Source organism: Leisingera sp. ABM4_060 (assembly GCF_056158765.1).
Window position 1 is genome coordinate 2,819,990 of the sequence record NZ_JBSWTX010000001.1, and the last position, 20,374, is coordinate 2,840,363.

Consider the following 20,374-nt stretch of genomic DNA (forward strand, 5'->3'; position numbering starts at 1 on the left):
AAATCCGGTACCGCTACCAGCCCTTACTAAGCGTTTAGTTCAGGAACTTCGATATTGTCGATCAGCCGGACGCCATCCATCCAGGCGGCCGCCAGCAGGCGGGCGGGGCGGGAGGGCGTGTCCAGCGCCTCCAGCGTTTGGGCACAGCGCAGGTCGAAATACTCGACATCGCCAAAACCGGCATCCGCCAGCCCCTGCCGGGCAGCGGCTTCCAATGGCGCCCAGGGTTCGCCTGCCGAAGCCTTGGCAGCGGCCTCCCGCATCGCTGCGTTCAAGGCGGCCGCCTTGGCCAAAGCCGCATCAGACAAGAGCAGATTGCGCGACGACATGGCGAGGCCCGAAGCCTCGCGCACGGTTTCGCAGCCGACCACCTCGATCGGGATGTCCAGATCGCGGGCCATGCGGGTGACCACCATCAGCTGCTGGTAATCCTTCTGGCCAAAGAACGCCTTGTCGGCGCTGGTCTGCAGGAAGAGTTTGGCAACAACCGTTGCCACCCCGTCGAAATGGCCGGGGCGGAAGGGGCCCTCCATCACCGCAGTGATACTGCCGCCGACCGAGACATTGGTGGCATAGCCGTCGGGATAAATCTGGTCCGGGTCAGGGCAATAGATCAGGTCGATGCCGAGATGCGCGAGTTTTTCCGCATCCTCGTTTTCGGTGCGCGGGTAGTTCGCCAGGTCTTCCGGTTTGTTGAACTGCTTGGGGTTCACGAAAATGGTGACGATCACCCGGTCGCAGTCCTGTTTGGCGGCAGCAGCCAGCGACAGGTGGCCTGCGTGCAGCGCGCCCATGGTGGGCACCAGGCCAATGGTCTCGCCGTTGCGGCGCCATTCGGCTGTCTTGGCGCGCAGGTCAGACAGGCGGCGCAGGATCGGTGCGGTCATTTCGGAAGTCATCCTTTGGAGGGCGCCTGGTCGGCAAAGACGTGTTCGGCCGCCGGGAAGCTGCGGGCGCGCACCTCGGCGGCATATTCGGCAATAGCAGCCTCAGCCAGCGGGCCGAGGTCGGCATAGCGTTTCACGAATTTCGGTTTGAAGGCGGTGAAGAAGCCCAGCATGTCGTCGACCACCAGGATCTGCCCATCGCAACCGGCACTGGCGCCGATACCGATGGTGGGGATTGCCACCTCAGACGTGATCTTGTCGGCCAGCACCTGCGGCACCTTCTCCAGCACGACCGAAAACGCCCCGGCCTCGGCCACAGCGCGGGCGTCGGCCAGCACCGCTTCGGCCTGCTCCTCGCGGCCCTGCACCTTGTAGCCGCCCAGCGTGTTGATCGACTGCGGTGTCAGGCCGATATGCGCCATCACCGGGATGCCGCGCTTCACGAGAAAGCGGATGGTTTCGGCCATCTCGACACCGCCCTCCAGCTTGACCGCGGCGCAGCCGGTCTCGGCCATCAGCCGGGCGGCGTTGCGGAAGGCCTGCTGCGGATCTTCCTCGTAAGACCCGAATGGCATGTCGATGACCAGCATTGCCTTGTCCAGCCCGCGCGCCACCGCCTGGCCGTGCAGGATCATCATCTCCATGGTGACAGACAGGGTTGAGGTCAGCCCGTGCAGCACCATGCCGACGCTGTCGCCGACCAGTACGAAATCGCAGTGCTCATCCATCAGCCGCGCCATCGGCGTGGTATAGGCTGTCAGGCTCACCAAAGGCGTGCCGCCCTTGCGGGCCCGGATGTCTTCGGCGTTGGGCGCCTGTTTCTTGGCTGTTGCGCTCATGGCTTCCTGTCCGCGGTTCCTTAAGTGCGCACGGATTATCAATTAACGCCGCGTGCTTCCAGTGCGCGAAATGTCCCTAAGCCTTGATTACGCCCGGGAAAGTGGGAAACTCGTTTCCCATAAGCGCCGTTCCGGGCCCGAGTATAGCACATCAGGGAGTTTTCAAATGGCATTCAAATCCTTCGTTCTTGCGGCAAGTTCCGCGCTGGCCCTGATGGCAGGCAGCGCCTGGGCCAAGGACAGCGTCACCATCGCCATGCAGCTGGAGCCGCCGCATCTGGACCCGACCAGCGCCGCCGCACAGGCCATCGACTCGGTGGTTTACAGCAATATCTTCGAGGGGCTTACGCGGTTTATGGGCGATGGATCGGTGGTGCCGGGGCTGGCGGAAAGCTGGGAGATCTCTGAGGACGGCACCGTCTATACCTTCAAGCTGCGTGAGGATGTCACCTTCCACGACGGCAGCGCGATGGATGCAGAGGATGTGAAATTCTCGCTCGACCGTGCGCGCGCCGAAGACAGCACCAACGCGCAAAAGGCGCTGTTTGCCGGGATTACATCAGTAGAGGCGGTGGATCCGCAGACGGTGAAGGTCACGCTGGAGGCGCCAAACGGCAGCCTGCTGTTCAACCTCGCCTGGGGCGATGCGGTGATCGTGGCACCGGAGAGCATCGGAGACATCAAGACCAATCCGGTCGGCACCGGCGCCTATACGTTCCAGGAGTGGGTGCAGGGCGACCGCATCACGCTGGCGCGCAACCCCGATTACTGGGGCGCGCAGCCCGCGCTGGCCTCGGCCACATTCAAGTTCATCTCCGATCCCACCGCTGCCTTTGCCGCGATGATGGCGGAGGACATCGACGCCTTCGACAACTTCCCGGCGCCGGAGAACCTGCCGCAGTTCGACGCCGATCCGCGGTTCCAGGTGCTGGTCGGCTCGACCGAGGGCGAGACGATCCTGTCCACCAACAACAAGCAGCCGCCGTTTGATGACATCCGGGTGCGGCAAGCCCTGGCCCATGCCATCGACCGGCAGGCGATCATCGACGGTGCCATGTTCGGCTATGGCACCCCGATCGGCACCCATTTTGCGCCGCACCACCCGGCCTACAAGGACCTGACCGGCGCGTCCTCTTACGACCCGGAGCAGGCAAAGGCGCTGCTGGCGGAGGCGGGCTTCCCGGACGGGTTCGAGACCACGCTGCACCTGCCGCCTCCCTCCTACGCCCGCCGCGGCGGCGAGATTGTTGCGGCGCAGCTGGCGGAAGTGGGGATCAGGGCCGAGATCATCAACGTCGAATGGGCGCAATGGCTGGAAAGCGTGTTCCGCGGCAAGAACTTTGGCCTGACCATCGTCAGCCACACTGAGCCGATGGACATCGGCATCTATGCCCGGCCCGAGTATTATTTCCAGTACGACAGCAAATCCTTCCAGGAACTGATGGCCAAACTGACCGCCACCACCGGTCCGGAGGCCCGCACTGCGATCCTGCAGGAGGCGCAGGAGATGATCGCGGCGGATTATGTAAACGGCTACCTGTTCCAGCTGGCCAAGCTGGGGGTGGCCAAGGCGGGGCTGCAGGGGCTGTGGGAGAACGCGCCGACAGCGGCCATCGACCTCAGCGCGCTCAGCTGGGCGGAATAGTCCCAGCTTGCAACCGAACGCCCGGCCGGCAGGCCGGGCAGCGCCCGAACCGCCCCCCGTCATGCCGGAGGCGTGCTTCCAGCACGACGCGGGCGATGCCCTTTACAAATCACAGCCCCCGTGTATTCCGCAAATAATTCACCCTCTCCCGGATTTCCCGCCGCACCTCGCCGCCGCGCGGCTGGTCGCGCAGCGTGGTGAACCAATGCTGCGGCGGGTTGCGGCCCAGGCGGTTGCCGTTGAACTCCAGCCCGCGCAGGACCTGTTCCGCCGGTTCAGGCAACTGCTGCGGCACGTCAAACCCGTTCAGCGTGGCCCAGACGCCGGTCCAGAGTCGCCCGACGGACCACGGGTTATAGCCGCCCCCGCCAAGCACCAGATAACGCGGCGCTATCCCCATCAGCATCCGCACCACCGCCCAATGCGCGTTGTTCGACAGCTCCAGATGCGGCAGCGGGTCTTCGGTGACGGCATCCGCCCCGCATTGCAGCACGATGGCATCCGGTTGAAACGCCTCGACCGCCGGCAGGATCAGCGCGTCGCGGATGTGGGCCATCTCATCATCGTTGAACCCGCGCGGCACCGGCAGGTTCAGGGCAGAGCCGCCCGCGTCATCGGTCAGCCTGCCGGTCTTGGGCCAAAGGTTTTCCTCATGCACCGAGATCATCAGCACGTCCGGATCGCCGGCAAAGCCATGCTCCACCCCGTCGGCGTGATGGGCGTCGATGTCCACATAGGCGATGCGCTGCGCGCCGTGATGGCGCAGCGACAGCATCGCCAGCACCGGATCGTTCAGATAGCAGAAGCCGTTGGCGCGGTCGGGCATCCCATGGTGAGTACCGCCCGCGGGATTATAAACGATGCCGCCCTCCGCCAGCAGCTCCCCCGCCAGGATCGACCCGCCCGCAGCGGTGGCCGGGCGGCGGAAGATCTCCGGGAACACCGGGTTGGAAATGGTGCCCAGGTGGTGCCGTGCGCGCACCTCCGCACTCACCTCCTGCGCCGCCTCAGCCGCCTGCAGCGCCGCGACATACTCTGGCGTGTGCCACACCGTCAGCGCCGCGGGTTTGGCGCGGGGAGAGTTCACATAGACCGCATCCGGCAGCCAGCCCAGCGCGCGGGAGAGGTCCATCACCGTTGAGACCCGCGGCACCCGCAGAGGATGGGTGCGCCCATAAGACGACCCGCGGTAGATTTCCGATCCGATGAACAGGGGACGGGACAGCATGGCACAGTGATAGACGGTTTCGGCCGGATGCCAAAGGGCCTGCGGCCAATTCGGGGGAGATACGCCCAACCCTTTGACGTTGCGCATTTTTACCTGCCCGCTCAGGTTTCCCTCTGCCGCCCTCTAGACCCGTCCTCCGCGGTCTCCTAACGTGACAGCCATGCTGCGTTATGCCCTGAAACGCCTGTTGTCCCTGATCCTCAGCCTGGCCGTGGCCTCGCTGGTGATCTTCCTCGTGGTGGAAGTGGCGCCGGGCGATCCCGCGTCTTTCATGCTGGGGGTCAATGCACAGGCCGACACCGTCGCCGCACTGAAGGCGGAGCTGGGGCTGGATCAAAGCAAACCCGCCCGCTACCTGGCCTGGGCCGCCGGCATGCTGAGCGGCGATTTCGGCACCTCCTACACCTACCGCACGCCGGTTGCGGGGATGATCGCAGACCGGATGTGGGTGTCGCTGCCGCTGGCGCTTTATGCGCTGACGCTGTCCACCCTGATCGCCTTTCCGGCAGGCATCTATGCCGCCGCCCGCCGCGGCAAGCCGGGCGACATGGCGGTAATGGGCGCCACCCAGCTGGGCGTCGCGGTGCCGAACTTCTGGTTTGCGATGATGCTGGTCCTGATCTTTGCCATCAACCTGCGCTGGTTCAGCGCCGGCGGGTTTCCGGGCTGGGAGGCCGGGCTGTGGGCTGGTCTTCACGCGCTCACCCTGCCCGCCATCGCGCTGGCGCTGCCGCAGGCGGCAATCCTGACGCGGGTCATGCGGTCGTCCCTCTTGGACATCCTGGGTGAGGATTTCATCCGCACTGCCCGGGCCAAGGGGCTGACAAGGAACCAGGCACTGTGGCGGCACGGGGTCCGCAACGCCTTGATCCCGGTGCTGACCATCATCGGGTTGCAGTTCTCCTTCCTGCTGGCGGGCGCCATCATCATTGAGCAGGTGTTCTACCTGCCCGGTCTTGGGCGGCTTGTGTTCCAGGCGATTTCCTCGCGCGATCTGATCGTGGTGGAATCAGTGGTCATGCTCCTGGTCTTTGCCGTCATTACAGTGAATTTCCTGGTCGACCTGGCCTATGCGCTGGTCGACCCCCGCCTCAGGAGCCGGACATGACCCGAAACCTGATCCTCGGCGGCCTGCTGTCCTCGCTGGTGCTGCTGGCGGCGGCGGTGTCGTTCTTGTGGACGCCGTTTGACCACGCGGCGATGAACATCCCGGCCAAGCTGCAAACGCCCAATGCACAGCACTGGCTGGGCACCGATCACTTCGGCCGCGACCTGATGTCGATGATCATGGTCGGCGCCCGCACCTCCATCGCGGTGGCACTGGTGGCGGTTGGCATCGGCATGGGCGCGGGCGTTCCGCTGGGGCTGGCCGCCGCCGCGCGCAAAGGATCGTGGCTGGATGAGGCGATCATGCGCGGCAACGATCTGGTCTTTGCCTTTCCCTCGCTGGTGATCGCCATCCTGATCACCGCCGTGCTGGGGGCCGGGGCAGTCAACGCCATTATCGCCATCGGCATCTTCAACATCCCCGTCTTTGCCCGCATCACCCGCGGCGCGGCGCTTTCCTTATGGGAGCGGGAGTTCATCCTGGCCGCGCGGGTTGCGGGCAAGGGCGCCGCGCGGATCTCGGCCGAGCATATCCTGCCCAATGTGCTGAACCTCTTGATCGTGCAGGGCACCATCCAGTTCTCGCTCGGTATCCTGGCGGAGGCTGGCCTCAGCTATGTCGGCCTGGGCGCACAGCCGCCCACACCCAGTTGGGGCCGGATGCTGGCCGATGCGCAGACCATGGTCAGCTTTGCCCCGCATCTGGCGCTGGTCCCGGGTATGGCGATCATCCTGACCGTGCTGGGGCTGAACCTGCTGGGCGACGGGTTGCGCGACTATCTGGACCCGAAGCTGAGGGTGGCACGGACATGACTCTGTTGGATGTCACCAGCCTGTCGGTCAGGATCGGCGCCTTTCAAGTGCTGAAGGACGTGTCCTTCCACGTTGATCCGGGCGAGATCGTGGCCATCACCGGCGAGAGCGGCTCCGGCAAGTCAATGACGGCGCTGGCGGTGATGGGGCTGCTGCCCGATCCGGCGCAGGCCAAGGGCTATGTCACGCTGGACGGCACCCAGTTGCTGGAGCAGAGCGAGACGCAGATGTGCGCCATCCGCGGCCAATCCGTTGGCATGGTGTTCCAGGAGCCGATGACCGCGCTCAATCCGGTCAAGACCATCGGTGCGCAGGTGATGGAGACCATCCTGATCCATGGCGCGATGCCGCGCGAGAAGGCCGAGGCACGCGCACGCGACGTGCTGGACCGGGTCGGCCTGCCTGCGGACCGCTTTCCGCTGTCGCGCTATCCGCATGAGCTGTCGGGCGGCCAGCGCCAGCGGGTGGTGATTGCCATGGCCATCGCCCTGCGCCCCAAGCTGCTGATCGCGGATGAGCCGACAACCGCGCTGGACGTGACCACCCAGGCGCAGATCCTCGCGCTGCTCAAGGACTTGGTGCAGGACTACGGCATGGGGCTGATGATCATCACCCATGACCTGGCGGTGGTGGCGGATCTGGCCGACCGCATCGTCGTGATGCGCAATGGCGAAGTGGTGGAAACCGGCCGCACAGACTGGCTGCTGCGCAACATGCGCCACCCCTACTCGCGGATGCTGTTTGCCGCGTCCAACCATCAGGTGGCGTTGCCGGAACCACCCGCTCCGGCGCCGCTGCTGGAGGTCCGGAACGCAGTCCGCGACTACAAGACACCGCGCGGATCGCTGTTCTCCGAACCCGGTATATTCCGCGCCGTCAAGGACGTCTCCTTCACCCTGAACCGTGGTGAACGGCTGGGGCTGGTGGGCGAGTCGGGCTGCGGAAAATCGACCCTAACAAGGGCCATTCTGGGCTTGGAGCCGCTGCAAGGCGGGGAAATCCGGCTGGATGGAACGCCCATTGCGACTCAGCTGGAACCCAGCCTCCGCGGCAAGATGCAAGTGGTGTTCCAGGACCCCTACGGCAGCTTCAATCCGCGCCATAAGGTGGAGCGGCTGATCACCGAGCCTTTCCACATGCTGGAGGCTCCGCCCGCCGGCACCGCCCGCAGGGATCTGATTGCCGAAACCCTCACTGCCGTTGGATTGCAGCCCGGAGATGCGCAGAAATACATCCATCAGTTCTCCGGCGGCCAGCGCCAGCGCATCGCCGTCGCCCGCGCCCTGATCACAAGGCCGGAGCTGATCATCTTTGACGAGGCGGTTTCCGCTCTCGATGTCTCGGTCCGCGCCCGCATTCTGGATTTGCTGGCAGAGCTGTGCGAGGCCTATGCCCTCACCTATCTGTTCATCAGCCACGACCTGAGCGTGGTGCGCACCATCACCGATCGCTGCCTGGTGATGCAAAAGGGCGAGATCGTCGAACAGGGCCTGACCGAAGACGTCTTCTCCAATCCGCAGCACCCCTACACCCGGCAGCTGATCGCCGCAGCACCTGTGCTGCCTGATCTGGATCAGGGGGCGGCATGACCCTGTCGCTGGCGCTGATCCTGCCGCGGGAGCAGGCCCTCTTTGCAGCCGCGCTGGCCCCGTATTTCACCGAAGTGGCACCGCAGGCGGCAATTGACCCGACCGGACGCGCAGGCCAGATGCTGCATCGCAAGGATGTCACGGCTTTCTGGATCAGAAGGGATGCTCAGCGCATCGGGTTTGCCATCGTGCTGAACCTGCCCGACGACCGGCGCGAGCTGTCGGAGTTCTGCATCCTGCCGCAGCACCGCCGCCAAGGCTGGGGGCAGCAGGCCGCAACGCTGATCTTGCGGGAGTTTCCGGGCCGCTGGCGCATGGGGCTGTCCAAGTCCTCGCGCCAGGCGGTGGCCTTCTGGGGCACCTGCCTCAGCATTCTGCCGGGCATACGGGGCTTGCGCGAGGGCGCGCCTTTCACCGAACATCAGATCAAAAGCTACAGCTTCGACATCGCAGGAGCGCATGATGACTGACACCTCCCCCCTCTGGTTCGATCCCGCGCTTTGCCTTGTGGGCGGCGCTTGGGTGCCTGGCGCCAGCGGCGAAACCCTGCCGCTGGTAAACCCTTCGGATGGCAGCGGGATATGCCGGATTGCCCGGGGCGGCCCCGCGGACATTGACGCCGCCGTGCATGCAGCACAGGCCGCGCTGGACGGAGACTGGGGCCGCATGACTGCGCTGGAGCGGGGCCGCATCCTGACCCGGATCAGCCAGTTCGTGCTGGAGCGGGTGGACCTCCTGGCCGCGATTGAAGCATTGGACGTGGGCAAGCCGCTGACCCAGGCGCGCGCCGATGCGGTGGCGCTGGCGCGGTACTGTGAATTCTACGGCGGCGCAGCAGACAAGGTGATGGGGGAGACCATCCCTTACTTGGACGGCTACACCGTCTATACCCTGCGCGAGCCGCATGGGGTGACCGGCCATATCGTGCCCTGGAACTACCCGATGCAGATCATCGGACGGTCTGTCGGCGCCGCACTGGCCATGGGCAATGCCTGTGTGTTGAAACCGGCGGAGGAGGCCTGCCTGACCGCGCTGGCCTTTGCCCATATCGCGATGGAGGCCGGGTTGCCCGCGGGTGCGTTGAACGTGGTGCCAGGCCTGGGCGCCGAGGCCGGCGCGGCGCTGGCGGGGCACCCTGGCGTGCAGCATATCTCCTTCACCGGGTCAGTGCGCACGGGCGCGCTGGTACAGCAGGCGGCAGGCGTCAACGTGGTGCCGGTGACGCTCGAATTGGGCGGCAAGTCGCCTCAGCTGGTGTTTGATGATGCCGATCTGGACGCGGCCCTGCCGTTTCTAGTCAACGCCGGGATACAGAACGCGGGTCAGACCTGTTCGGCCTCCTCCCGCATCCTGGTGCAGCGCGGCGTCTATGAAGATGTGAAGGCCCGTATGGCAGAAGCCTATGCCGCGCTGACCGTGGGGCCCGCGGCAGAAGACCTGCGGGTCGGGCCGTTGATCTCTGCCCGGCAGAAACAAATCGTCGAGGGTTACCTGGAACAGGGCGCGGACCTGCCGGTGGCGGCGCAGGGGGCCATCGTGGAGCATGCGCCCAAGACCGGCGCCTATGTGCGCCCCACTCTGTTTGCCGATGTGCCGCCGGATCACGCCCTGGCGCGGGAGGAGATCTTTGGCCCGGTGCAGGTGCTGATCCCCTTTGACACCGAAGACGACGCGCTGCGGATTGCCAATGCCACCGACTACGGGCTGGTTGCCAGCGTTTGGACCCGGGATGGCGGCCGCCAGATGCGGCTGGCAAAACGCCTGCGCGCGGGGCAGGTGTTTGTCAACAACTACGGAGCCGGCGGCGGGGTAGAGCTGCCGTTCGGCGGCGTTGGTAAATCCGGACACGGGCGGGAAAAAGGGTTCGAGGCGCTTTACGGATTCTCGCAGCTCAAGACCGTGGCGGCGCATCACGGCTAGTGTCTGAAAATAGGTCAGCCATTATGTCCCAATGTTTCGCGCGCGAAACAATTGGGCAGAAGCTCTGCCACAAATTGTATTACTTTGCAGATTACCCGGCGCAATACCGGCGAAGTGTTATCAAACGATGACCGCCTGCCGCTCCTGTTGGCCGACGCCGAAAACGCGCTTGTAGCGGGCGATTTCCTCCGCCGGACCCATCGCCTTTTCCGGGTTGTCTGACAATTTCACCGTGGGCCGGCTATTGGCGGCGACGGCCTTGCAGACCAGCGAGAACGGTGCCAGCGCGTCATCCGGCACCAGCTTGCGGAAGTCGTTGGTCAAGAGCGTGCCCCAGCCGAAGGAGACCTTGGTGCGGCCTGAGAACTGCGCGTGCAGGTCCTGGATCTGCTGCACGTCGAGGCCATCGGAGAAGATCACCCGCTTCTCTGCCGGATCCTCGCGGCGCGCCTTCCACCAGTTGATCGCCACCTCGGCGCCCTTGGCCGGGTCGCCGCTGTCGATGCGGATGCCGGTCCAGCCGGCCAGCCAGTCCGGTGCGCGGTCGAGGAAGCCCTTGGTGCCGTAGGTGTCGGGCAGGATGATGCGCAGGTTCCCCTCATGCTCATCATGCCAGTCGGACAGCACGTCATAGGGCGCCTGGGCCAATGCCGCGTCGCCTTCGGCCAGCGCGGAGTAGACCATCGGCAGTTCATGGGCGTTGGTGCCGATCGCCTCCACCTCGCGGCGCATGGCAATGAGGCAGTTGGAGGTGCCGGTGAATTTCTCGCCCAGCCCCTCGATCATTGCCTGCACGCACCAGTCCTGCCACAGGAAGGAATGGCGGCGGCGGGTGCCGAAATCGGCAATCGTCAGCCCGTCCACGGTGCGCAGGCGTTCGATCTTTTCCCAGACCCTTGTCATGGCGCGGGCATAGAGCACCTGCAGCTCGAACCGGCCCATGCTGTTGATCACCGCGCGGCTGCGCAGCTCCATCAGCACGGCCAGCGCCGGGATTTCCCACAGCATCACCTCGTGCCATTTGCCCTCGAACGTCAGCTCATACTGGTCGCCCTTGCGTTCCAGCTGATAGGGCGGCAGGCGCAGGCCCTCGAACCATTCCATGAAATCCGGGCGGAACATCTGCCGCTTGCCATAGAAGGTGTTGCCGCGCAGCCAGGTGCTTTCGCCGCGGGAGAGAGACAGCGAGCGGATGTGGTCCAGCTGCTCGCGCAGCTCGCCCTCGTCGATCAGCTTGGCCAGTGGCACATGGGTGGACCGGTTGATCAGCGAGAAAGTCACATTGGTGTCCGGCTTGTTGCGGAACACCGACTGGCACATCAAGAGCTTGTAGAAATCCGTGTCGATCAGCGACCGGACAATCGGATCAATCTTCCACTTGTGATTGTAGACGCGGGTTGCAATATCCACCGGCGGCCTCGTGCGTAAGGGTCATTGATTGATAGGATAGCCCGCGGGCGGGAGCAAAGGAAATCAGCCGGCCCGGCGGCTTTGCACCTGCGGGGCCAATTGCTCCAAAAGCTCCAATAGCTTGCCCCGGTTGACGGGTTTGCTCATGAAATCATCCATGCCGGCGGCCAGGCAGGCCTCGCGGTCGGAGTCAAACGCATTGGCGGTGAGCGCGACAATGGCCGGCTGCGGCCGTGCCAAAGCGCGGATCGCGCGGGTCGCCTCCAGCCCGTCCATCTCTGGCATCGACATGTCCATCAGGATGATGTCCGGCGCAAAGGTCTCGAACCGGTCCACCGCCACGCGGCCGTTTTCGGCAAAATCCAGCTCCACCGGGGCGGATTGCAGGAATTTTTCCAGCAGTACCCGGTTCAGGGCATTGTCTTCGGCCACCAGTACCCGCAGCCCGTCCAGAGCCGGCGCGCTGCCCGGTGTTGCTGCCGCCGCAGCGCCGGGTGGTTCGGGTTTCGCCCGGGGCGCGGACAGGCGCAGCCGTGCGGTAAAGCAGGAGCCCTGGCCCGGTTCCGACGTCACGGAGATGCTGCCGCCCATTGCCTTTGCCAGGCGGCGGGAAATGGCCAGCCCCAGACCGGTGCCGCCAAAGCGGCGGCTGATGGCGGCGTCGGCCTGCGAGAACCGTTCGAACACCGCGTCAAGCTTGTCCTCGGCGATGCCGATGCCGGTGTCGGTCACCGAGAAGACAAGATCGTATCCCGCCCCGGCCGGCTCCGCATCGAGTGCCACCTGCACCTGGCCCTGCTCGGTGAATTTGATTGCATTGCCCGCCAGGTTCATCAGGATCTGGCGGATCCGCCGGTCATCGCCGTAGAGCTGGCCCGGCACCCCTTCCGCGATGCTGAGATTGAGTTGCAGCCCCTTGGCCTCTGCCTGCGGCTGCAGCAACTGGACCGTTTCGCTGAAACAGGCAAGCGGATCGAAATTGGTCTGGCTGAGTGTGAGGCCTTCGGACTCCATCTTGGAGAAATCCAGGACATCGTTGATCAGCGCCAGCAGGGTGTCGGCCGAGCTGAGGATGGCACCGGCATAAAGCTCCTGCTCTTCGTTCAGCCCGCTGTCGCGCAGCAGCTGCGCCATGCCGATCACCCCGTTCATCGGGGTGCGGATCTCATGGCTCATGGTGGCCAGGAAGTCGGCCTTGGCCCGGGCGCCCTCTTCGGCGGCGATGCGCGCCTCTTCGAGCTGCTCGGCGTGCTGCTTGGCGGCGGAAATGTCCCGCTCCACCGCGATCAGCGTTTCCAGCTTGCCATCGCTGTCCAGCATCGGAACCTGGCTGGTCTCGATCCAGATATGCTGCCCGTCCTTGCGGCGGTTGCAAATCTCCGCCCGCACCGGCCGGGCATAGCGGACGCTGTCCTGCAGCTGCCGGATCGTGGCGGGGTCGGTTTCGCCGCTGTTCAGCAGATCGCCGGGCATCCGGCCCACCGCCTCGTGGGAGGTATAGCCGGTGAGGCGGGTAAAACTGTCGTTGACCCAGGTGATCCGCCCCTCCCGGTCCATCAGCATGACACTGTCGCTGGCATTCTCTGCCACCAGGGCCAGGCGCTTGGCCTCCATCTGCTGTTCGGACAGCCGCGCATAGGCCCCTTCCAATTCCTGCTGCTGCAAGGCCTGGGCAAGTATATTGCTGCGCGTGCGGGCAAAGTTGCGCATGACAAAGGCCAGAAACCAGCCATAGGAGACATAGAGCACCGCCAGACCGGCCAGGTGCAGGTTATACATCGGTGCCAGAACCGGGGTTTCGATGATCTCCACCGCGAGGAAACCAACCGGCAGCGCCGCATAGGTCAGCAGTTTGGCGATGACTGCCCGCGGGTGGTAAGGCAGCACCAGCCCGGCATTGAGTCCCGCCCCGGCCAGCAGGCCGATGGTGTATAACGGCTCGTTATGGGTATGCGCCATCAGCGAGGGCATTTCGACCCAGAAGGGCGTGGTGGCGGCGGCGCTAAGCGACAGGGCGTGCAGGAAGGCGGTCAGCGTCGTCAGCAGCCGCAGCCTGGCCTCGGACATGCCGCGCCGGACCAGCGCGCGCGCCTGGCGCAGCAGCAGGCAATCGGCGGCATCACCTGCCAGGGTGGCGGTGAAGGCCGCCAGGGCAAAGAGCGGCGGCACAACCAGGCCAAGAACAGCAAAGGCGAGGAACATGAACAGCTGGCGCGGCCAGAACATACGGACCCGGCCGCGGGCATAGCGCAGCAGCAGCTCAAGCGAGCCGTATTTCCTGTAATAGCTGGCCAGAGGGCCGGTGCCGCTCCTGTCCGCAGTATCCATCAATCTGCCTTGCCGTCCGGGTTTGCAGGCAGCTTACACCAGGTATTGTTAATTTTTTCAGGCATCAACTCAGGATTGAATATCAATTCCGGCATCCTTCATCCGGGACAGCGACACCTGCAGCGATCCGTCCAGGTCGATCGCCCGGCAGGCGGCCAGTTCCACCGTCACCGCAAAGCCAAGCCGCGCCGCGTCCAGAGCGGTGAAAGCAACGCAGAAATCAGTGGCCAGCCCGGCCAGGGTGAGGCGGGTGATGCCACGGCTGCGCAGATAGCCCTCCAGCCCGGTGGGGGTGGTCTGGTCGTTCTCGAAGAACCCGGAGTAGCTGTCGATACCGGCCCGGAACCCCTTGCGCAGGATCAGGTCGCCATCGGTGCGCAACCCCTCGCGGAAGGCGGCGCCTTCGCTGCCCTGGACACAGTGATCGGGCCAAAGCACCTGGGTGCCATAGGCCATCTCAACGGTTTCAAACGGCGCTTTGCCGGGATGCGAGGAGGCAAAGGAGGAATGCCCGGCCGGGTGCCAGTCCTGGGTGAGGATCACGGTCTCGAATTGCGCCATCATCGCGTTGATGGGGGCCACCACCTCGTCGCCGCCGGGCACGGCCAGCGCGCCTCCGGGACAGAAATCGTTCTGCACATCGACAACGATCAGCGCCTGGGTCATCACCTGCTCCTTCTTCCGGCATACACAATATCTAGCGGTGCGGGGGCGTCTTGGGAACTCTTGCTGGGCAGACAGGGGGCCGGGAGGTGCAATAGATGCATTCAATACCCTTATTTTACTGGCGCGCAGGCGATGGTTCTTTCTCTTGAATTACCCCCGCCAGGGTTCTAAGGGCGGGGCATGTACACGATTGCCGCCCTCTATCACTTCACCCGTTTTCCCGATCCCGCCGCCATCCGGCCGGCCCTGCTGGAGCTGTGCCAGGCGCAAGGCGTCAAGGGGTCGCTCTTGCTGGCGCAGGAGGGGATCAATGGCACCATTGCAGGCCCGCGCGCAGGTATCGACGCGGTGCTGGCGCATATCAAGGCGCTGCCGGGATGTGCGGGGCTGGAGTGGAAAGAGGCAACCGCCGCTGAGCCGCCCTTTGGCAAGATGAAGGTGCGCCTGAAGAAAGAGATCGTGACCATGGGCCAGCCGGACGTGGATCCGCTGGCCTCTGTCGGGCATTACGTCGAGCCGGAGGAATGGAACGACCTGATCCGCCAGGACGATGTGGTGCTGATCGACACCCGCAACGATTACGAGGTGGCCATCGGCACTTTTGAGGGCGCGATCGACCCCAAGACCGAGAGCTTTCGCGACTTCCCCGCCTGGTGGGAGGAGAACAAAGACCGCTTTCACAACAAGCGGGTTGCGATGTTCTGCACCGGCGGCATCCGCTGCGAGAAATCCACCAATTACCTGCTGGGCCAGGGGGTGGATGATGTCTATCACCTGAAGGGCGGCATCCTGCGCTATCTGGAGGAAATGCCTGCGGACAACAGCACCTGGGAAGGCGAGTGCTTTGTCTTCGATAACCGGGTTTCGGTCGGCCACGGGCTGGTCGAAGGCCCGCATGAGCTATGCCACGGATGCCGCCGCCCGATCCTGCCTGAAGACAAGGCGCGGCCTGAGTTTGAACAGGGCGTCTCCTGCCACCTGTGCATCGATCAGACCTCGGACGCGGACAAGGCCCGGTTCCGCGAACGGCAGAAGCAGATGAAGCTGGCGCGGGAGCGCGGTGAAGGCCACCTGGGCAGTATCCCGCTATAAGCCTGAGCCTGAAAACAGACACTAAAAAGGCCGCTGCCCATCGGGACAGCGGCCTTTTTAGTGGTTTTGCGGGGTGGGCTGCGTCAGTCGCTGCTCATCCCCAGATAGCTGCGGGTACTGGCCAGCAGGCCCTCGCCGTGGGCAGAGACCGGGGCCAGCAGGCCTGCATGGTCCTCGCCCTCTGCCGCGCTCATGTCGGGCAGCTGGTGGGCGATGCCCTTGTGGCAGTTGATGCAGGTCTTCTCGCCGGTGAACAGGAAACGCTCATGCGCATCCGCAGCGCGTTTAGACTGGCGGGTGATGTCCATCGACTCGTCCGAGTGGCAGTTGCGGCATTCCAGCGAGTCATTCGCCTCCAGCCGCGCCCACTCGTGCTGCGCCAGCTCCAGCCGGTGCTCCAGGAATTTCTCCCGCGTGTTGATGGTGCCGAAGATCTTGCCCCAGACCTCCTTGGAGGCCTGCATCTTGCGGGCGATCTTGTTGGTCCAGTTGTGCGGCACGTGGCAGTCCGGGCAGGACGCGCGGACGCCGGAGCGGTTGGAATAGTGGATCGTCGGCTTCAGCTCCTCAAACACGTTGTCGCGCATTTCGTGGCAGCTGGTGCAGAAGGCCTCGGTGTTGGTGACCTCAAGCGCGGTGTTGAAGCCGCCCCAGAAGATGATCCCCATCACAAAGCCGCCCATGGTCAGAAAGCCAAGCGAGAAGAAAGCGCTGGGACGCCTGATGATCCACCAGAGCCGTTTGATGAAACCCCACATCAGTCCGCCCCGCTTTGCTGTGCATTGACGTAGTCGATCACGCGGTCGACATCGACGAACTCATTCTCGACCAGGGGCCGGGCGTTGGTTTGAACTACGTGGCACTGGTTGCAGAAGTAGCGCCGCGGGCTGACCGCGCCCAGGGTCTGGCCCTCGCGGTTCATGAAGTGGGTGACCGAGATCATCGGCGCCTGGCTCACCTCCACCGCGGTGCGGCTGTGGCAGGTCAGGCATTTGTTGGAGTTCAGATCGACCTGATAGTTGTCGGTCTTATGCGGGATCAGCGGCGGCTGATCCGGGTAGTTGCGCACCTGGCGGATGTCGGTGTTGACGATGCCGGGAATCTGGGTGGCTTCGCCCTCTTGGTCCAGCGGCGCGGTGTTGCGCAGCGTGGCGACCTGGTTCTGGGCAAAGGCTGCGGTGGCCAGAAAGACCGGAACAGCCAGGATGGCGAGACGGAGATGTTTCATGACAGGCCTCACACTGCTTCGATACGGATTGCGCATTTTTTGAAATCCGTCTGTTTCGAGATCGGATCGGTGGCGTCCAGCGTGACCTTGTTGATCAGCCGGCGCGCATCGAACCAGGGCACAAAGACCAAGCCTTTGGGCGGCTTGTTGCGGCCGCGGGTCTCAACCCTTGTGCGGATTTCGCCGCGCCGGGAGATGATCCGCACCTCTGTGCCGCGCCGGAACCCTTGGGCCTTGGCATCGTCCGGGTGCATGTAGCAGAGCGCGTCAGGCACGGCCTGGTACAGTTCCGGCACCCGCTGGGTCATCGAGCCGGAGTGCCAGTGCTCCAGCACCCGCCCGGTGGCCAGCCACATCGGGTATTCGGCGTCCGGGCTTTCGGCCGGCGGCTCATAGGGCAGGGCAAAGATCACCGCCTTGCCGTCGGGCTTGCCGTAGAATTCGTAATCCGCGCCCGGGGTCACATAGGGGTCGGAGCCCTCCTTGAAGCGCCACTGGGTTTCCTTGCCGTCCACCACAGGCCAGCGCAACCCGCGCACCTCGTGGTAGGTGTCAAACGGCGCCAGATCGTGCGCCTTGCCGCGGCCGAATTCGGCGTATTCCTCGAACAGGCCTTTCTGGATGTAGAAGCCGAAGTCCTCGGATTCGTGGTTGCCGTATTCCTTTGCCTTCTCGGTCAGCTCATACTTGTTGACCTTGCCATTGGCGAACAGCACGTCGAACAGGGTCTTGCCCTTGTATTCGGGGTTGGCGTCCAGCAGTTCGGCCGGCCAGACCTCATCGGTGGTGAACCGCTTGGAGAACTCGGCCAGCTGCCACAGGTCGGACATGGACTCGCCCGGTGCATTGACCAGCTGGTACCAGAACTGGGTGCGGCGTTCGGCGTTGCCATAGGCGCCTTCCTTTTCCACCCACATGGCGGCGGGCAGGATCAGGTCGGCGGCCTCCGCTGTCACTGTCGGATAGGCGTCCGACACCACGATGAAGTTGTCGGGGTTACGGTAGCCCGGCAGCCCTTCCTCCATCATGTTGGGCGCGGCCTGCATGTTGTTGTTCACCTGCACCCAGTAGCAGTTGATCTTGCCGTCTTTCAGGTCGCGGTTCTGCTTCACCGCGTGGGAGCCGACCCAGCCCGGAATGGTGCCCTCGGGCAGTTTCCAGATCTTTTCGGCATAAGCGCGGTGTTCGGGGTTCTTCACGACCATGTCGGCAGGCAGGCGGTGCGAGAAGGTGCCCACCTCGCGCGCGGTGCCGCAGGCCGAGGGCTGGCCGGTCAGCGAGAACGGCGAGTTGCCGGGGGTGGAGATTTTGCCGGTCAGCAAGTGAATGTTGTAGAGCAGGTTGTTGGCCCAGACACCGCGGGTGTGCTGGTTGGCGCCCATGGTCCACAGCGACATGACCTTGGTGTCCGGATCGGCATAAAGCTGCGCGATCTTTTCCAGGGTTGCGGCGGGAACGCCGGACATTTCCTCCGCTTTTTCAAGCGTGTATTCAGACACGAACTCAGCGAATTCCTCAAAGCTCATCTCTTCGGAACCGCCTGCCTTGCCGGCATTGGCCGCTGCCTGTTCCAGCGGGTGCTCCGGGCGCAGGCCATAGCCGATGTCCTGGTTGCCGCGGCGGAAGTTGACGTGCTTGGCGACAAAGTCCTTATGCACCGCATCATTCTGGATGATGTAGTTGGCGATGTAGTTCAGGATCACCAGGTCGGTCTGCGGGGTGAACACCGCCGGGATGTCAGCGAGGTCAAAGCTGCGGTGGGTGAAGGTCGACAGCACCGCCACCTTGACGTGCGGATGGCTGAAGCGGCGGTCGGTGATGCGGGTCCACAGGATCGGGTGCATCTCCGCCATGTTGGAACCCCACAGCACAAAGGCGTCGGCGTTCTCGAAGTCGTCATAGCAGCCCATCGGCTCGTCGATGCCGAAGGTCCGCATGAAGCCGCCCACAGCCGAGGCCATGCAGTGGCGCGCGTTGGGGTCGATGTTGTTGGAGCGGAAGCCCGCCTTCATCAGCTTGGAGGCGGCATAGCCTTCCCAGACGGTCCATTGGCCGGAGCCGAACATGCCGATGCCCTCGGGGCCTTTCTCGGCCAGGGTCTTCTTCCATTTCTCGGCCATGATATCAAAGGCTTCATCCCAGCTCACCGGGGTGAATTCGCCGTTCTTGTCATATTCGCCATTGGTTTTCCGCAGCAGCGGTGTGGTCAGGCGGTCGGCGCCATACATGATCTTGGAGAGGAAGTAGCCCTTGACGCAGTTCAAGCCGCGGTTGACCTCTGCCTGGGTGTCGCCATGGGTGGCGACCACGCGGCCGGCCTTGGTGGCAACCATGATCGAGCAGCCGGTGCCGCAGAAGCGGCAGGGCGCCTTGGACCATTTCAGCTGGGTCAGATCGGCGTCGGTGACAAGGTTCTGCGCGGCGGCAGGGATCGGCAGCCCGGCAGCAAGCGCCGCAGCGGCGGCGGCCTGCGCCTTGATGGCGTCTCGGCGGGTGATTCCGGTCATTGGAGGGTTCCTTCTTGAAGGGCGAGGTCCTGGGCATCGCAGGCCTGATGGAAGACAAGCGCCGCGCTGGCAACTCCGTCGAGAAGCTGGATCTTTGCCAGGGCATCGCCGATGGCACGGTCACTGTCCGCTTCGAACAGAACAACGATTTTGCCCGAGGGGTCGGTTTGCGAAATCTCGGCGTTGGGCATGGTTGTGATGGTCTCCAGCACGGCCTCCATGCAGGCCGGGTTGCTGCGCACCAGCAGGCTGGAAATGTGAAGCTCTTCTGTCACGCGTGGCTCCTTTGCTGGCGTGGATCGCGGATCGCGATGGCATCATTGGGACAGGTGGCAAGACAGGCGCCGCAGCCCGTGCAGGCGTCTGAGTCGATCCGGATGGCGCCGACGGGACGGGCTGACAGATCCATGCGAAGGGCGCGCGGATCACAGCTGTCGGTGCAGAGCTGGCAGCTGATGCCTGCCGCCAAAAGGCAATCGCTTCCGATGGTTACGGTGACGGGCCAGGGCTGCGGCTGCAGCAGGTCGAAAACCGGCTCCGGGCAGGCCTCGGCGCAAGCCGCGCAAAAGCTGCATTCGCCGCCCCGGAAATTGATCCGCGGACGGCCCCGGCTGTCGAATTCAATGATCTGTTCCGGGCACGCCTCCACGCAGGCATTGCAGCTGGTGCAATGATCCTGCACCCGGTCCTCATCCGTCCAGGGCGGACGGAACTGCGGCTTGGGGCGCGCGACGCGGCCGGTCAGGAAGGCGCGGCGCGAGGGGGCTGTGCTGGCACTCGCTGGCATCGTCCGGGTCTCTTATCCAGCAGGCGGGCCCAGGAAGATCTGCGAAATCCAGATGATCAAGCCGTAGCCGCCAACGATTCCCACCGCCAGGACTGGCGCCAGAACCACGGCGAGGAACAGGAAGGTGTTCCGCTCTTCGGCTTTTGTTGGCTGTTCGGACATGTTTGTCCTCCTTGGCTCCTGCAAAAGTGGCGCAGCAAGGCTGACTGGACAGAACCTTCAGTGATTCCGTGTCTTCATGGCAGCGTTGCTTCGCTGCCCGGAGAATGCGCAGGACCGCGCAGGGGCACATTGATCTGAATCATATACTAGGCGGTTGTTTTTGATA

19 protein-coding genes are annotated in these 20,374 nt (G+C 64.2%); 7 read left to right on the plus strand and 12 right to left on the minus strand.

Annotation, left to right across the window (positions count from 1 at the left end; translation table 11 throughout):
- Window positions 1–26: 26 nt before the first annotated feature.
- Both panC and panB read right to left on the minus strand, forming a co-directional pair.
- A complete protein-coding gene (gene panC / locus ACXAEH_RS13480) occupies window positions 27–887 on the minus strand; it encodes a pantoate--beta-alanine ligase (RefSeq protein ID WP_475033454.1) in 861 nt (286 codons plus the stop codon).
- 8 nt (window positions 888–895) lie between these two features.
- Window positions 896–1,726 (minus strand): 3-methyl-2-oxobutanoate hydroxymethyltransferase, encoded by an 831-nt coding sequence (gene panB / locus ACXAEH_RS13485; protein ID WP_475033456.1) that lies wholly within the window; start codon window positions 1,724–1,726, stop codon window positions 896–898.
- 166 nt (window positions 1,727–1,892) lie between these two features.
- On the opposite strand from panB, the gene ACXAEH_RS13490 reads away from it, so the two are divergent.
- Window positions 1,893–3,371, plus strand: a complete 1,479-nt coding sequence (locus ACXAEH_RS13490) for an ABC transporter substrate-binding protein (RefSeq protein WP_475033458.1) — start codon at window positions 1,893–1,895, stop codon at window positions 3,369–3,371.
- 109 nt (window positions 3,372–3,480) lie between these two features.
- Here ACXAEH_RS13490 and ACXAEH_RS13495 read toward each other — a convergent pair whose 3' ends face one another.
- Complete coding sequence (locus tag ACXAEH_RS13495) at window positions 3,481–4,599, minus strand: acetoin utilization protein AcuC (RefSeq protein ID WP_475033459.1); 1,119 nt, start codon at window positions 4,597–4,599, stop codon at window positions 3,481–3,483.
- Between the two features lie 160 nt (window positions 4,600–4,759).
- Here ACXAEH_RS13495 and ACXAEH_RS13500 point away from each other — a divergent pair, with 160 nt between their 5' ends.
- The 5 genes from ACXAEH_RS13500 to ACXAEH_RS13520 are packed head-to-tail and all read left to right on the plus strand — an operon-like array spanning window position 4,760 to window position 10,028.
- The gene (locus ACXAEH_RS13500) at window positions 4,760–5,707 is read left to right on the plus strand and encodes an ABC transporter permease (RefSeq protein ID WP_475033461.1); all 948 of its coding nucleotides are present in this window, start codon (window positions 4,760–4,762) and stop codon (window positions 5,705–5,707) included.
- Window positions 5,704–6,519: an ABC transporter permease gene (locus tag ACXAEH_RS13505; protein ID WP_475033463.1), complete on the plus strand. Its 816-nt coding sequence runs from the start codon at window positions 5,704–5,706 to the stop codon at window positions 6,517–6,519. The genes ACXAEH_RS13500 and ACXAEH_RS13505 overlap by 4 nt, the downstream gene beginning before the upstream one ends.
- Window positions 6,516–8,108, plus strand: coding sequence for an ABC transporter ATP-binding protein (locus ACXAEH_RS13510; RefSeq protein ID WP_475033465.1), 1,593 nt, complete (start codon window positions 6,516–6,518; stop codon window positions 8,106–8,108). The genes ACXAEH_RS13505 and ACXAEH_RS13510 overlap by 4 nt, the downstream gene beginning before the upstream one ends.
- Window positions 8,105–8,578, plus strand: a complete 474-nt coding sequence (locus ACXAEH_RS13515) for a GNAT family N-acetyltransferase (protein ID WP_475033467.1) — start codon at window positions 8,105–8,107, stop codon at window positions 8,576–8,578. Before ACXAEH_RS13510 ends, ACXAEH_RS13515 begins: the two co-directional genes overlap by 4 nt.
- Entirely contained in the window at window positions 8,571–10,028 is a 1,458-nt protein-coding gene (locus ACXAEH_RS13520) for an aldehyde dehydrogenase family protein (protein WP_475033469.1), read from the plus strand. The genes ACXAEH_RS13515 and ACXAEH_RS13520 overlap by 8 nt, the downstream gene beginning before the upstream one ends.
- Before the next feature lie 120 nt (window positions 10,029–10,148).
- On the opposite strand, the gene pncB is transcribed toward ACXAEH_RS13520, so the two are convergent.
- From pncB to pncA, 3 genes are all read right to left on the minus strand, one after another.
- Window positions 10,149–11,438: a nicotinate phosphoribosyltransferase gene (pncB, locus tag ACXAEH_RS13525; RefSeq protein ID WP_475033470.1), complete on the minus strand. Its 1,290-nt coding sequence runs from the start codon at window positions 11,436–11,438 to the stop codon at window positions 10,149–10,151.
- Window positions 11,439–11,501: 63 nt separating this feature from the next.
- The gene (locus ACXAEH_RS13530; RefSeq protein ID WP_475033472.1) at window positions 11,502–13,766 is read right to left on the minus strand and encodes a hybrid sensor histidine kinase/response regulator; all 2,265 of its coding nucleotides are present in this window, start codon (window positions 13,764–13,766) and stop codon (window positions 11,502–11,504) included.
- Window positions 13,767–13,835: 69 nt separating this feature from the next.
- Complete coding sequence (gene pncA / locus ACXAEH_RS13535) at window positions 13,836–14,432, minus strand: bifunctional nicotinamidase/pyrazinamidase (protein ID WP_475033474.1); 597 nt, start codon at window positions 14,430–14,432, stop codon at window positions 13,836–13,838.
- 180 nt (window positions 14,433–14,612) lie between these two features.
- Here pncA and trhO point away from each other — a divergent pair, with 180 nt between their 5' ends.
- Window positions 14,613–15,524, plus strand: coding sequence for an oxygen-dependent tRNA uridine(34) hydroxylase TrhO (gene trhO / locus ACXAEH_RS13540; protein ID WP_475033476.1), 912 nt, complete (start codon window positions 14,613–14,615; stop codon window positions 15,522–15,524).
- An 83-nt stretch (window positions 15,525–15,607) separates the two neighbouring features.
- On the opposite strand, the gene ACXAEH_RS13545 is transcribed toward trhO, so the two are convergent.
- The 6 genes from ACXAEH_RS13545 to napE are packed head-to-tail and all read right to left on the minus strand — an operon-like array spanning window position 15,608 to window position 20,208.
- Window positions 15,608–16,282, minus strand: coding sequence for a cytochrome c3 family protein (locus tag ACXAEH_RS13545; protein ID WP_475033478.1), 675 nt, complete (start codon window positions 16,280–16,282; stop codon window positions 15,608–15,610).
- Entirely contained in the window at window positions 16,282–16,752 is a 471-nt protein-coding gene (locus ACXAEH_RS13550) for a nitrate reductase cytochrome c-type subunit (protein ID WP_475033480.1), read from the minus strand. Before ACXAEH_RS13550 ends, ACXAEH_RS13545 begins: the two co-directional genes overlap by 1 nt.
- Before the next feature lie 8 nt (window positions 16,753–16,760).
- Window positions 16,761–19,259 (minus strand): nitrate reductase catalytic subunit NapA, encoded by a 2,499-nt coding sequence (gene napA / locus ACXAEH_RS13555; RefSeq protein WP_475033482.1) that lies wholly within the window; start codon window positions 19,257–19,259, stop codon window positions 16,761–16,763.
- A complete protein-coding gene (locus ACXAEH_RS13560) occupies window positions 19,256–19,534 on the minus strand; it encodes a chaperone NapD (protein ID WP_475033484.1) in 279 nt (92 codons plus the stop codon). Before ACXAEH_RS13560 ends, napA begins: the two co-directional genes overlap by 4 nt.
- Window positions 19,531–20,046: a ferredoxin-type protein NapF gene (napF, locus tag ACXAEH_RS13565; RefSeq protein ID WP_475033486.1), complete on the minus strand. Its 516-nt coding sequence runs from the start codon at window positions 20,044–20,046 to the stop codon at window positions 19,531–19,533. Before napF ends, ACXAEH_RS13560 begins: the two co-directional genes overlap by 4 nt.
- 12 nt (window positions 20,047–20,058) lie before the next feature.
- A complete protein-coding gene (napE, locus tag ACXAEH_RS13570; RefSeq protein ID WP_039128533.1) occupies window positions 20,059–20,208 on the minus strand; it encodes a periplasmic nitrate reductase, NapE protein in 150 nt (49 codons plus the stop codon).
- Window positions 20,209–20,374: the final 166 nt, after the last annotated feature.

Bases quoted from the DNA above. Each gene is read 5' to 3' on its own strand.
- panC (WP_475033454.1), bottom strand. From the start codon at position 887: ATGACCGCACCGATCCTGCGCCGCCTGTCTGACCTGCGCGCCAAGACA.
- panB (WP_475033456.1), bottom strand. From the start codon at position 1,726: ATGAGCGCAACAGCCAAGAAACAGGCGCCCAACGCCGAAGACATCCGG.
- ACXAEH_RS13490 (WP_475033458.1), top strand. From the start codon at position 1,893: ATGGCATTCAAATCCTTCGTTCTTGCGGCAAGTTCCGCGCTGGCCCTG.
- ACXAEH_RS13495 (WP_475033459.1), bottom strand. From the start codon at position 4,599: ATGCTGTCCCGTCCCCTGTTCATCGGATCGGAAATCTACCGCGGGTCG.
- ACXAEH_RS13500 (WP_475033461.1), top strand. From the start codon at position 4,760: ATGCTGCGTTATGCCCTGAAACGCCTGTTGTCCCTGATCCTCAGCCTG.
- ACXAEH_RS13505 (WP_475033463.1), top strand. From the start codon at position 5,704: ATGACCCGAAACCTGATCCTCGGCGGCCTGCTGTCCTCGCTGGTGCTG.
- ACXAEH_RS13510 (WP_475033465.1), top strand. From the start codon at position 6,516: ATGACTCTGTTGGATGTCACCAGCCTGTCGGTCAGGATCGGCGCCTTT.
- ACXAEH_RS13515 (WP_475033467.1), top strand. From the start codon at position 8,105: ATGACCCTGTCGCTGGCGCTGATCCTGCCGCGGGAGCAGGCCCTCTTT.
- ACXAEH_RS13520 (WP_475033469.1), top strand. From the start codon at position 8,571: ATGACTGACACCTCCCCCCTCTGGTTCGATCCCGCGCTTTGCCTTGTG.
- ACXAEH_RS13530 (WP_475033472.1), bottom strand. From the start codon at position 13,766: ATGGATACTGCGGACAGGAGCGGCACCGGCCCTCTGGCCAGCTATTAC.
- pncA (WP_475033474.1), bottom strand. From the start codon at position 14,432: ATGACCCAGGCGCTGATCGTTGTCGATGTGCAGAACGATTTCTGTCCC.
- trhO (WP_475033476.1), top strand. From the start codon at position 14,613: ATGTACACGATTGCCGCCCTCTATCACTTCACCCGTTTTCCCGATCCC.
- ACXAEH_RS13545 (WP_475033478.1), bottom strand. From the start codon at position 16,282: ATGTGGGGTTTCATCAAACGGCTCTGGTGGATCATCAGGCGTCCCAGC.
- ACXAEH_RS13550 (WP_475033480.1), bottom strand. From the start codon at position 16,752: ATGAAACATCTCCGTCTCGCCATCCTGGCTGTTCCGGTCTTTCTGGCC.
- napA (WP_475033482.1), bottom strand. From the start codon at position 19,259: ATGACCGGAATCACCCGCCGAGACGCCATCAAGGCGCAGGCCGCCGCC.
- napF (WP_475033486.1), bottom strand. From the start codon at position 20,046: ATGCCAGCGAGTGCCAGCACAGCCCCCTCGCGCCGCGCCTTCCTGACC.
- napE (WP_039128533.1), bottom strand. From the start codon at position 20,208: ATGTCCGAACAGCCAACAAAAGCCGAAGAGCGGAACACCTTCCTGTTC.